Raw genomic sequence first — 13,715 nt, forward strand, 5'->3', positions numbered from 1 at the left:
GCATTTTTTATTATTTAAGTTTTTCTAGTTTACTCCAAAAATCTGGATTCTTCTTTTTAATATTTAGTATTTTAAAGTTTTCTTTATTTACAAAAGCCTGAATGGTTTTTCCTTCTGCAATAAGTTTATCATCTACTTCTCTTATAACCCTGTATTGTAAAGCTACCTTAATTGGAGTTAATTCCTCTAAAGTAGTTTCAATTATAAGGTTATCAGCATATTTTGCTCCTTGAAGGTATTTACATTGAGTTTCAATAAGCGGCATCATTATGCCCATATCTTCTATATCCTTATAAGAAATACCTGATCCAATAATAAAGTCTTCTCTTGCAGTTTCAAAATATACATAATAATTAGAGTGGTGTACAATTCCCATTTGATCTGTTTCAGCATATCTCACCTTTAGTTTTGTTGTGCTCTTATACATAAAGACTATCATTCCCTTCTCTGGCTTGTAAGGCTCTATATCTCTTTCTTAAATATTTATTTTTGCCCCTTAACTCTTTTATTAAACCTCTACCATATCATTTATATCATTATCATTTATATCATTATTTAAAATCTCCATAAATTCTTCACCTGATATGGTTTCTTTCTCCCACAAATATTTTGCCAATTCATTAAGCTTATCTTTATTTTCATTTAAAATATCACTTGCTTTTTTATAAGCTTCTTTGATTATTTTTAAAACTTCTGCATCTACCTTTGCTGCTGTTTCAGCAGAGCAAGCAAGAGATGCATCCCCTCCAAGATATTGATTTGATACAGTTTCTAGCGCCATCATGCTGAAGTCTTCACTCATACCATAACGTGTAACCATTGCTCTAGCTATTCTTGTTGCTTGTTCAATATCATTGGAAGCACCTGTGGTAATGGAATTGAATATAACTTCCTCTGCAGCACGTCCGCCAGTAAAAGTAGTAATTTTATTAAGCATTTCTTCCTTGGACATTAAAACACGTTCGCCCTCTTCCACCTGCATAGTATATCCAAGTGCACCAGAGGTTCTAGGAATAATGGTAATTTTATGAACAGGTGCAGTATTTTTTTGCTTTGCAGCAACTAAAGCGTGACCAATTTCATGATAAGCAACAATAAGTTTTTCTTTTGTTGGAACAACAGCACCCTTACGCTGATATCCTGCAATAACTGTTTCAATAGATTCATCAAAATCAGATTGATTTACTTCCATTCGATTACTTCTTACCGCTCTTAAGGCCGCCTCATTTGCAATGTTTGCAAGTTCTGCACCTGATGCTCCAGAAGTTGCTCTTGCTACTTTATTATAATCAATATTTGTATCTACTTTAATTTTTTTAGTATGCACCTTTAAGATTTCCTCACGTCCCTTTAAATCAGGAAGTTCTACTGGGACACGTCTATCAAATCTACCAGGTCTTAAAAGAGCCTTATCTAATATTTCAGGACGATTGGTTGCAGCAAGAATTACAACTCCCTTGCCCCCATCAAATCCATCCATTTCGGTTAATAATTGATTCAGTGTTTGTTCTCTTTCGTCATTTCCAGTCATACCAGAATTGTCACGTTTTTTCCCAATAGCATCAATTTCATCTATGAATACAATACAAGGAGCTTTTTCCTGTGCCTGTTTAAATAAATCTCGCACTCTTGCTGCACCCATACCTACAAACATCTCAACAAATTCAGAACCTGAAATAGAGAAAAATGGTACCTTAGCTTCTCCAGCAACAGCCTGAGCTAGTAGTGTTTTACCAGTACCTGGAGGACCAACGAGCAACGCTCCCTTTGGAAGTCGTGCTCCAATTTCTTTGTATTTATCAGGTCTATGCAGGAAATCTACAATTTCAGTAAGTGCTTCTTTTGCCTCATCCTGGCCTGCAACATCCACAAATGTCTTACCTGTTTGTGCAGCAACATACACTTTGGCATTACTTTTTCCAAAACTCATTCTGTTCCCCATGGTGCCCATTTTCTTTTGCATGATCCTTCCAAGTAGCTGCCCCATTCCTATGAAAAAAAGCATTGGTAAAATCCAATTCATTAGAAAATTATTAAGTGGAGAATTTTCTTTAGGAATTACTTTGGAAAACTTAACTCCAGAAGTTTTCAAGCTATTCACAAGATTAGGATCATCTAATTTTCCTGTAACATATATAGTTTCTTTTCCATCAACATTAGAACTAAATGTAATCTTTGTATCCTGTATTTCAACAGTATTTATTTTCTTTTCATTTACCATTTTTAAAAATGTTCCATAATCAACTTCAACAATACGTTGTTTTTGAAGACTAGGCATTAAAAATGCATTAAGCATCATAATACCTATAAATGCTATGATATAATAATAAAATAATGGATTTTTAGGTTTTTTTATATTTTTCATTTTTATTAATGCTCCTTATCTTATTTATTTTCTTATAAACTTATATCCAAATCATTTATCTGCTGTAATAAAAAATTTAATTTTTGTAGCCCTTGAATAATGTCATTTATATTTTCTGTAGATTCGTTTTTTAAGCAAACGTTAAACTTTTTTGTAAGCAAAGCTTCGATATCTAAAATAGCATTTTCTCCTTTTTCAGATAAATGAACTTTTACAACTCTTTCATCACTCTTATCTCGAACACGGTTTAAAAATCCTTCTTTTTCTAACTTTCTACACATGGCTGAAATATTTGCTCCCGCTACACATAAGCTCTTTCCTAAACTTCCAATTGTTTGTTCTTGCTCTCTAACATCTTTAAGTATTCTTACCTGCATAGAAGTCAATCCATATTTATCATACATAGGACGGAAAACACTATCCTTTTTTAATGATATATCTCTAAACAAATTCCAGATGGTATTATTAAAATCCATAACCTCCATATTCTATTCCTCCAAACTTTTTGTAAACATTCACTATATTATATATACAATATAAATAATATGTTTTATAATTTATATTGTCAATATACAGGATAATTAATTAATAAATTAGTAATAAATATTTATTAAAGTTTTTATCTATAGTATAAATTATAATTCAAAAGGAAGTCATATTTATGAAAAAATTATTAAGATTACTTTTTAGCAGAGCAGTTTTAGTAGGGTGTGCTATTCTTATTCAGGTTTTTACTCTTGTTATTATGATCTGGAAATTTGGAAATTATTTTATTTATTTTAATACTGTTAGCTCTTTACTCAGTGCAATTGCAGTGTTATGGATTGTAAATAATAATAGGAACCCTGCATATAAGATAGCATGGATAATTCCCATTATGTTATTTCCTATTTTTGGTGGCCTTTTTTATCTAATGTTTGGAAGAAGCCAACTTAGTAAGCGTAATAAACGAAAAATGAAATACATTTATAATACAATGTCTCCTGCTTTAAATCAAGATGAAAATATCATAACTGAAATTGCGCTTCAAGATAAAAATGCTGCTGGTCAAGCACTTTATGTAGAGAAATATTCCTCATGTCCTATATATAGAAATTCATTTTCTGAATATTTAACACCTGGGGAAGTAAAATTTGAAAGATTAAAGGAAGAATTAAAAAAGGCACAGAAATATATATTTTTAGAATATTTTATTATTGAAGAAGGAGTTATGTGGAATTCTATTTTAGATATTCTCACCGAAAAAGTAAACCAAGGTGTAGATGTTCGTGTGATTTATGATGATTTTGGATGTTTAACAAAACTTCCATATAAATATGACAAGCATCTCAAGAAGTTAGGAATCAAGTGCTGTGCGTTTAATCCTCTTATTCCTGTTCTTTCAATAAGAATAAACAATCGCGATCATCGTAAAATTGCTGTAATTGATGGACATACAGCCTTTACAGGTGGAATTAATCTTGCAGATGAATATATAAACGCCTGCGAAAAATATGGACACTGGAAGGATTCTGCCATTATGATTCAAGGTGAAGCAGTTTGGAACTTTACAGTTATGTTTCTTTCTTTATGGAACTATTTAAATAATACAGATGAAGGTTATGAAAAATATAAGCCTTTATCATATACTCAAAATGAGCTTGAAAAGGATGGTTACATACTTCCTTTTGCTGATACTCCCTTAGATGGAGAAGCTTTAGGTGAATCTGTATATATGAACTTAATTAATAGTGCAAAGGATTATATATATATATATACTCCTTATTTAATTCTTGACCATGAAATGACTGTTGCCCTATCTTTGGCAGCAAAACGTGGAATTGATGTTAGAATTGTAACCCCTTTCATTCCCGACAAAATCTATGTTCATGCAGTAACCCGTTCATATTATAGGCCTTTAATTGAAAGCGGTGTGAAAATTTATGAATACACCCCTGGTTTCATTCATGCTAAGTCCATTGTAGTAGACGATGATTTTGCTGTAATAGGTACTATTAATCTTGACTATAGAAGTCTTTATCTTCACTTTGAATGTGCAGTATTGATGTACAAAACAAGGAGCGTTTTTGAAATTAAAGATGATTTTATTGATACACTAAAGAAATGCAAAATTATTAATTTAGATGAATATAAAAATATACCATGGTATAAAAAATTTATCTTATTAATTTTACGTGTATTTGCTCCATTAATGTAAAAAATTATGGCATTTTAATATTGTTGAATCCAAGTATGGGATTTGCATGATTAATGAAACATCTCAGTAGCCTGAGATGTGCTGATTTATAACGAAATCATAGATTTCTATAAATCATACAGCCGTTCACTACGCAAAAAAGCTCTAATATTTCTGAATTTAAACACCTAAGCCTCCTAAACTCACTGTCGCTCAGACAATAGAAGGCTCTTAACGGTGTCTTAAATTCAGAAATAAAGAGCTTTTAGTGCTTGTTCAATGCTTTCTACAATGCAAATCCTATACTTATATATTCAACATTAAAAATATCACTCAAACTGCTGAATGATGGAATTTCGCTTTAGCGAAATTCCTTAATTACTTCATCAATTTGCAGATATTATTTGTAAATTCTACTGGGTCACTTATAGATAATCCATCAATAAGAAGTGCTTGATTATATAGTACACTTGTGTATAAGTTAAGTTTATCTTTATCATTTTCATAAGCATCTTTTAATGATTTAAACACATCGTGATTTATGTTTATTTCTAAAACTTTGTCTGCTTTCACATTTTCATTATTTGGCATGGAATTTAATATTTTTTCCATTTCTATTGTAAGTTCACCTTGGCTAGAAAGACATACAGGATGATTTTTTAATCTCTTTGATGCCTTAACACTAGCTACTTTATCTGATAAAATATTTTTCATATGTTCAAATATTTCTTTAGTTTCTTTATCATCTACATTTAAAGAATTATCATTTTCTTCTGCTTCTATACCTAAGTCACCACTGGATACAGACTTAAATTCTTTATCTTTGTAACTCATTATCATTCTTACCGCAAATTCATCTATGTCATCGGTAAAGTATAAGATTTCATATCCCTTATCCGATACAAGTTCTGCTTGGGGTAACTTTTCAATTCTTTCAACTGATTCTCCTGCAGCATAATAAATATATTTTTGCTCTTCAGGCATTCTAGAAACATATTCACCTAAAGTTACCATCTTTTTCTCTTTTGATGAATAAAACATTAATAAGTCCTGTAATACATCTTTATTACTTCCAAAGTCACTGTATACACCGTACTTTAGCTGTCTTCCAAAGGACTTATAAAACTCTTCATATTTATCTCTTTGATTTTTTAGCATATTTTCTAATTCGCTTTTTATTTTAGACTTAATATTCTTAGCAATAAGCTTTAATTGTCTATCATGCTGAAGCATTTCTCTAGATATATTAAGAGATAAATCTTCAGAATCCACCATACCTTTTACAAAGCTAAAATAATCTGGTAATAAATCTGCACACTTATTCATAATCATAACGCCATTTGAATATAGCTCTAAGCCTTTTTCATATTCTCTTGTATAAAAATCATATGGCATTTTTTCTGGAATAAATAAAATTGCATTATAGCTTACTGTTCCTTCAGCTTTAATATGAATATGTTTTAATGGTTTATCAAAGCCATAGTGCTTTTCAGCATAAAAATTGCTATAATCTTCATCTGTAAGTTCATTTTTATTCTTTTTCCATATAGGAATCATACTATTTACAACTTGTTCCTCTGTATACTCTTCGTATTCTTTTTCGCTGCCTTCTTTAAGTCTACTTTTAGTTACGTTCATTTTAATAGGATATCTGATAAAATCAGAGTATTTCTTAATAATAGATTTTAATCTGTGTTCTTCTAAGTATTCATCAAAGTTTTCATCTTCTGTATTTTCTTTTATCCTAAGTATAATTTCTGTACCAACTGAATCTTTCTCACATTGTTCAATAGTATAACCTTCTGCACCTCTGGATTCCCATTTATAAGCTGTATCACTCCCAAAAGCTCTACTAATAACAGTAACAGTATCTGCTACCATAAATGCAGAATAAAATCCTACACCAAATTGACCAATTATGTCATAGCCATCTTTAAGTTCATTTTCTTTTTTAAATGCTAGGGATCCACTTTTTGCTATAACCCCAAGATTTTCTTCAAGTTCTTCTTTTGTCATTCCTATACCAGTGTCAGAGATCTTTAATATTCTATTTTCCTTGTCCATAACTAATTTAATATAGTAGTTATCATTTTCAAATGTTAAAGACTCATCTGTTAATGCTTTGTAATAAATTTTATCCATTGCATCACTAGCATTAGAAATAAGTTCTCTTAAAAAAATCTCCCTATGAGTATAAATTGAATTGATCATCATGTCTAAAAGTTTTTTAGACTCTGCCTTAAACTCTTTTGTTTCCAATTAAATCTTCTCCCTTCGTAATAAAAATCATATATTTTAAAATTTTCTATTAGCACTCTCGCTCATCGAGTGCTAACCCTTAGTTTTTATATATCACAATTAAAACTTTATGTCAATACTTCTTAACTTATCCCTTTTATTCCATTAAATTAGCTTTGTTGATTGTCCTATTACTAATTCACAAAAAAATGATTGATAATTGCTTCAATAACTATCATCCCTTTTTATCTTCCATATAATTTTGTAATCTTTCGTATTTTGTATATCAATTTATCATTAAATTCATCTTTAAGCAGTCTCCATCTCCAGTTATCACCAACTGTTGAAGGCTTATTAATTCTTGCCTCATTACCTAATCCTAAATAATCTTGCATTGGTATAATTGCCAAATTGGCAACGCTTGAAAGAGCTGCTCTAATAAATTTCCAATTAACATCTTTATCATTAGTAATATCCAAGTAGTCCATGGCAAGCTTTTTATCTTGAAAATTAAGATTTTCATACCATCCCAAAATAGTTTCATTATCATGAGTACCAGTGTACACCACAGAATTTCCACAATAATTATGCGGCAAATAATCACTTTCTTCTCTGGAATCAAAAGCAAATTCTAACACTTTCATTCCTGGATATCCTGTTTTCTTTACAAGATCCAAAACACTTTCTGTTAGGAATCCTAAATCTTCAGCAATTATATTCAAGCTGCCAAGCTTATCTTTTAATTCTTTAAAAATGGCATAATTAGGTCCTTTTTTCCATATGCCATTTTCTGCTGTTGCTTCTCCATATGGTATAGAATAATATTCATCAAATCCTCTAAAATGGTCTATACGTACAACGTCATATAAATTTAAAGAATAAGAAATTCTTTGAATCCACCAAGCATAAGAAGTACTTTTATGATTCTCCCAATTATAAAGAGGATTCCCCCACAATTGTCCCGTCTTTGAAAATGCATCTGGCGGACAACCTGCTACTGCAATTGGATTCCTACTTTCATCAAGTTGAAATAATTCTGGATGCGACCAGGCATCTGCACTATCAAAAGCAACATAAATTGGGATATCTCCAATAATTTTAATACCACATTTATTAGCATAGCTTTTTAATTTTGACCATTGTAAAGTAAATACAAATTGCAAAAACTTATAAAATGTAATTTCATCTACGTACTTATTTTTAAATCTTTCTATTGCTGATGTTTCTCTCGCTTTAATATCATTTTCCCACTTGCTCCAACTACTGCCGCCAAAATGATTTTTAACGGACATATAAAGTGCGTAGTCTTCTAGCCAATAGGCATTTTTACTGACAAACTCTTTAAATTCTCTTGTTTTACTGATCCTACTTCTCTCGTAAGCAGTTCTTAATATCTTAAATCTAGATAAATATATTTTTTCATAATCTATATATCGACTGTTATTTCCAAAGTCATAGGCATTACATTCCTCCTTAGTTAAATACCCTTCATCTATTAATGTTTCCAAATCAATAAAGTAGGGGTTACCAGCAAAAGTAGAAAAAGATTGGTATGGCGAGTCCCCATATGCTGTAGGCCCTAAGGGAAGTATTTGCCAATAACTCTGCCCTGCCTTTTTTAGTTCATCTATGAAGTGATATGCATCTTTGGAAAATGATCCTATTCCATACTTTGAGGGTAAACTAGCAATTGGTAGTAATATTCCGCTGCTTCTCATTTCTTCCCTCCTTTACCACATAAGTATTATAAGAATCTAATTTATCCCTTAACTGCTCCTGATACAACACCTTTTATAATGTATTTTTGACATGTAAAGTAAAAAATTACAATAGGAATAATTGCGAGTACTAGCATTGCCATCATAGCTCCCATGTCTATTGAACCATATCCACCTCTTAAATATTGAATAGCAATTGGAATCGTCTTATATTCACTGCCAATAAGAAGGTATGGAAGTAAGTAGTCATTCCATATCCACATGGTATTTAATATTGCAACTGTTATTGATATAGGCTTCAATATCGGGAATACTACCATAAAAAACGTCTGCAAAGGGCTGCATCCATCAATTACAGCTGCTTCTTCTATCTCAAGTGGAATAGATTTTACAAATCCAACGAACATAAACACTGACAATCCCGCTGAAAAGCCCAGATATATTATAATAATGCCAACTGGATTATCTAAATGTATTACATTAGCTACCTTTGTCATAGTAAACATAACCATTTGAAATGGTACTATCATTGAAAATACAAATAAATAATATAATATTTTTGTAAATTTACTCTTAACTCTTGTAATATACCAGGCTGTCATGGATGTAAATAATACAATAACTATAACAGATGAAACAGTAATAAAAAATGACCATCCAAAGGCTTGTATAAAACCTGTTTTAGTTAAACCATTAATATAGTTAGTAAGTCCTACATAGTTTTTACTATTAGGTAATAAGAAAGGAGTATCACTAATAAAGAATTTACCTTTAAGTGAATTCATAAAAACTATTAAAATAGGTGCCAAAAATGCAATAGATAATATTAATAGTATCATAAATGTTAATTTATCTATGAGTTTTCTCCTTTTCATTATTAGCTTTCCACCTCCTTACTTCTAGTAAAAATAAGTTGTGCAAATGCTATGATTGCTACCAAAATAAAAAATATAACTGCTTTCGCTTGTCCCACACCTTCAGAACCCACCTTACCATAAAATGTGCTATAAATATCCAGTGCCAGCATTGCTGTTTTTTTAGATGGAGCACCTGCAGTAAGTGCTAAGTTTTGGTCAAATAATTTAAATGAATTGGATATTGTTAAAAATAAGCATATTGTAATAGCTGGCATAACCATTGGTATTATAACCCTTTGCAATATTTTTAATTCACTAGCTCCATCTATTTTTGCTGCTTCGATCAAATCTGTAGGTACATTTTGAATTCCTGCTATATAAATAATCATCATATATCCTATTAATTGCCAATTCATAAGAATAACAAGTCCCCAAAAGCCATATTTAGCATCATAGGTCAAGGTTACTCCAAATTTATATAATACACCATTAATAATTAATTGCCATATATAACCTAATACAATTCCACCTATTAAGTTAGGCATAAAAAATATTGTCCTAAATAAATTTGAACCTTTTTTGCCTCTAGTTAATAATAATGCTAAGATAAACGCACATATATTTACTGTTATAACAGATACTACAGCAAATTTACTAGTAAACCAAAGAGCATTTAAAAATTCTTTATTTTGAAAAGCTTTAACAAAATTGTTTAAACCTACCCACTTAGCATCCATTACTGTTGTAAATTCTGTAAAGGATAAATACATACCTAAAATAAATGGTATAAAAAAGGCTATAAAGAATGCTATTAATGTAGGAAGGATAAAAATAGGAAAATATTTTTTTAACTTCTTTTCCACATTATCTTCTCCTAAATTTTAGTTTTAAAATGGTGAGTCATAATTAACTCTTAAGACTCACCATAGCTATTTTAATTTTCTATAGAAATTATTATTTTGTTTTTTTTGCTCTCTCTGATGCCCAAGCCTCTTTAACTACCTTTACAACTTCATTCCAGTCTTTCTTGCCTTGAGCATATTCAAGTAGCGCATCACCAAAGTAATTCTTAAAATCTTCACTTGGGAATGCTGCAAATGTCCATGCTACAGAAGTAGTGTCCTTTTCCATCCAAGCTAAAACTTCCTTTGCTAATGGGTCTGCTGGCTTTTCATTATCATTAAACGTATTAAATGGAGCAATAAATCCCAAATCCTTTGCTACATATTTTTTACCTGTTTCACTTGAGAATAACCATTCAAGGAATGCAACAGATGCATCCTGTTTCTCTTTTGAAACCTTACTATTAATTACAAAATAGTTTTCTGTTCCAACTGATAATCCTTGCTTTTCTTCGCCAGCTACACCTGTATAAATTGGTAAAAATTTAATATCAGATTCCTTTACAGTATTACCCTGTACACCTTTGATTTGTGACCATGCCCAGTTACCATTTTGAACCATTGCTACATTGCCAAGAGCAAATTCTGCCATAGAATCGTCTACAGATTTACTTCCTAAAAGCTTTCTATCTGTTCCAGAATTATTGATGTATAAATCAAAAATGTTTTTGTAGTTATTTGCATATTTAAATTCAATTTTATCTTCTGAAAGACCTGCTAAAACTGTATTGTCATATTTGGTGTTATCCTTAAATTCATAATAAAAAGGAATATTTGCCAAATGAGTTTGCCATCTCCATTGTTCTCCTGCCTTTAAAGATGTAGATGCAAATACACCCTTAATACCCAACTGCCCCTTATGTTTTGTCATATCCTCTACAACTTTCTTTAGCAAATCAAAGTTATTAATTTCAGCTGCTGAATTTATAGAAACTGCCTTATCACTTAGTGCAAAGTATTTCTTCATAATTGCATCATTATAAATGATTCCGTATCCTTCTACAACATATGGAATGCCATAAACGCTATCACCACTTTTTACTGCCAAGCTTTTATCTGATAAATAACTATAGAGCTTTGTATCTTTCAAATCTGCACAATAGTCCTTCCAAGATCCATAACCAACCGGACCATTAATTTGAAAAATAGTTGGAGCATCAGATTTTGCTATCTCTGATTTTAAAGTTGTTTCGTAAGTACCGCTAGCCGCTGTAACTACCTTAACCTTAACACCTTTTTCTTTTTCATAATCTTTAGCAATTGAATCATATACTTGAGCAATTTCAGGTTTAAAATTCAAGAAATAAATTTCCTTAGCTTTACTAGCTGTATCATTGGCATTAGGAGTTGTATTCTTGCCGCCTCCGCATCCAGCAAATAAAGTTGAAACCATTGCTACACTCAGTGCTATACCTAGTAGTTTCTTTTTCACAAAGATCCCCTCCCCTTTATATATTTCACTAGCCTTCCTATATTAGCAAACAATAAATCCCACTTATTTAGGAACGTTATCGGCATCGATTCCAAATAAGTAATCTTTACAATATTATATTACTCGCAAATTTAAAATATATTACATTTCATTCAAATAGATGCTTGAATTTCTAAATAACAAACAGGCTAGCCATTTTTATTTGACTAGCCTGCTTTAAGTTCATTTAACTATTTTAAGACGATTTTAAGTTAAATGAAGTCTCATATCTAAAATTGCATTTACTTTCAAGAATCACATCTATAAATGCCCGAGTAATAAACGGATCAAATTGAGTACCACTACATCTTTTTAACTCCTCAATAGCTTCATCATAAGTCTTTCTTTTATTATATGGTCTATTAGACGTCATGGCATCAAAGCTATCTACAACTGTTAAAACTCTTGCTAGGAACGGTATCTGTTCCCCCTTAAGATTACTTGGATATCCATTCCCATCATATCTTTCATGATGATGAAGTATAAGTGGCGAAATATCTCTTAGTGATTCAACAGGTTTTATTATTTCCACTCCATTTAATGGATGGCCTTTAAGCATTTCCCATTCTTCATTAGTTAATGACATTCTTTTATTTAATACTTCTTTTGGAATATTTATTTTGCCAATATCATGCATATAAGCTCCATATATAAGTCTTTTCTTATCTTCCTCGTCAAGCCCTAGCTTGTTGGCCAACATCTTACTGTAAATTACTACCCTTTCAACATGTCCATATGTATATCTATCTTTTGCGTTAATAACACTTATCAAAGTTTTTATAGATGTAACAAGATCTATATGTCTTTCCTCTATATCATTTTTTAATTCATCAAGTATAGAAGTATAGCATTCAACCCTATTTTTATTGAAAAACTTAGCTCGATAAAGGGCATCATCTGCACTTTTAATAAGTTCAACATCGCTTTTTGCTTTATCAGGATAAACAGAAACTCCCATGGAAACTGTTATCTTACCATTTGGCTGATTTTCCTCCCCTTCAAAATAAGCTTTTTCTATTTTACATCTTATGCTTTCCGCAATACTAATTGCATCCTTTTCTAAAGTATTGGGTAATATTATTGAAAACTCTTCTCCCCCATACCTAGCAACAATATCATCTTTTCTTACACTATTTTTCAATATTGACCCTATACTTCTAAGTACCGCATCACCCTTTTGATGTCCATAAAGGTCATTATAATGTTTAAAATAATCTATATCAATAAATATCATAGAAATAGGCTTATTCTCATTTTCATATGACATCACTTTCTCTCTTAATACATCATGAAAAAATCTATGGTTGTACACACCAGTAAGTCCATCTTCATTTACTAATCTTTGAAGTTCCTTAATGTGTTCATTTTCTATCTTTACGTAAAACCCCAACGGCCATGCCGTAAGAATAAAAATTCCGGCTATTACTAAATCATTCTCAAAATATTGATTTACTTCTACACCTTGTATGCTAACAATATCTATTGTCAATATTATGATTGAAGAAATACATGCTATTACTAATCCTTGTTTCATGCCTGATTGTATAGTGGTAGTTATTATGATAAATAAGAATAGAAATTTGTAGCTACTTTTATATCCACCCGAGATAAGTATTGCAGCGAAAAACATCGATACAAATACCATGTTTTCAATTATTTGTATAATCATATTGTGCTTTATATTATTTTTTTTCACTGTTGCAAATGTCCATATAATATAAATTAGAGATAACAGCATTATAAAGATTGCATAAGACAAATAACTATAGTAGCTCTTTACATTTGCCATCATAGAATCATTATTATTAAAATATCTTCTTAGAAAAGCTATACCTGAAAATAATAATGATGAGATTTTTACTATTGACAGTATTTCGCATATTCTTTTATGTTTATCAATTTCAAAATTTGACATTATCAACTACCTCAACTTTACTGTAAAAATAGTATAATAAGGTGAAAAAATTTCACCTTATTATACTATTCGT

At 30.7% G+C, this 13,715-nt stretch carries 10 protein-coding genes; 1 reads left to right on the forward strand and 9 read right to left on the reverse strand.

Going from position 1 to position 13,715, the window contains the following annotated elements:
* Positions 1–10: 10 nt before the first annotated feature.
* The 3 genes from CRN98_RS08065 to CRN98_RS08075 form a co-directional block, all read right to left on the reverse strand.
* Positions 11–427, reverse strand: coding sequence for an acyl-CoA thioesterase (locus CRN98_RS08065; protein WP_097026918.1), 417 nt, complete (start codon positions 425–427; stop codon positions 11–13).
* An 81-nt stretch (positions 428–508) separates the two neighbouring features.
* A complete protein-coding gene (gene ftsH / locus CRN98_RS08070; RefSeq protein WP_097026919.1) occupies positions 509–2,365 on the reverse strand; it encodes an ATP-dependent zinc metalloprotease FtsH in 1,857 nt (618 codons plus the stop codon).
* 32 nt (positions 2,366–2,397) lie between these two features.
* The gene (locus CRN98_RS08075; RefSeq protein WP_097026920.1) at positions 2,398–2,850 is read right to left on the reverse strand and encodes a MarR family winged helix-turn-helix transcriptional regulator; all 453 of its coding nucleotides are present in this window, start codon (positions 2,848–2,850) and stop codon (positions 2,398–2,400) included.
* Positions 2,851–3,026: 176 nt separating this feature from the next.
* Here CRN98_RS08075 and cls point away from each other — a divergent pair, with 176 nt between their 5' ends.
* Positions 3,027–4,562, forward strand: coding sequence for a cardiolipin synthase (gene cls / locus CRN98_RS08080; protein WP_097026921.1), 1,536 nt, complete (start codon positions 3,027–3,029; stop codon positions 4,560–4,562).
* Between the two features lie 357 nt (positions 4,563–4,919).
* Here the strand turns inward: cls and htpG are convergent, their stop codons facing one another.
* The 6 genes from htpG to CRN98_RS08110 form a co-directional block, all read right to left on the reverse strand.
* Positions 4,920–6,800: a molecular chaperone HtpG gene (htpG, locus tag CRN98_RS08085; protein WP_097026922.1), complete on the reverse strand. Its 1,881-nt coding sequence runs from the start codon at positions 6,798–6,800 to the stop codon at positions 4,920–4,922.
* A 224-nt stretch (positions 6,801–7,024) separates the two neighbouring features.
* A complete protein-coding gene (gene malQ, locus CRN98_RS08090; RefSeq protein WP_097026923.1) occupies positions 7,025–8,497 on the reverse strand; it encodes a 4-alpha-glucanotransferase in 1,473 nt (490 codons plus the stop codon).
* A gap of 41 nt (positions 8,498–8,538) precedes the next feature.
* A complete protein-coding gene (locus CRN98_RS08095) occupies positions 8,539–9,372 on the reverse strand; it encodes a carbohydrate ABC transporter permease (protein ID WP_097026924.1) in 834 nt (277 codons plus the stop codon).
* 2 nt (positions 9,373–9,374) lie between these two features.
* Complete coding sequence (locus CRN98_RS08100) at positions 9,375–10,217, reverse strand: carbohydrate ABC transporter permease (RefSeq protein WP_097026925.1); 843 nt, start codon at positions 10,215–10,217, stop codon at positions 9,375–9,377.
* A gap of 91 nt (positions 10,218–10,308) precedes the next feature.
* Positions 10,309–11,688: an ABC transporter substrate-binding protein gene (locus CRN98_RS08105; protein WP_097026926.1), complete on the reverse strand. Its 1,380-nt coding sequence runs from the start codon at positions 11,686–11,688 to the stop codon at positions 10,309–10,311.
* Positions 11,689–11,923: 235 nt separating this feature from the next.
* Complete coding sequence (locus tag CRN98_RS08110; RefSeq protein ID WP_423237091.1) at positions 11,924–13,645, reverse strand: bifunctional diguanylate cyclase/phosphohydrolase; 1,722 nt, start codon at positions 13,643–13,645, stop codon at positions 11,924–11,926.
* Between the last annotated feature and the right edge of the window lie 70 nt (positions 13,646–13,715).

The organism is Clostridium peptidivorans, assembly GCF_900205925.1.
Classification (GTDB): Bacteria; Bacillota; Clostridia; order Clostridiales; family Clostridiaceae; genus Clostridium_AK; species Clostridium_AK peptidivorans.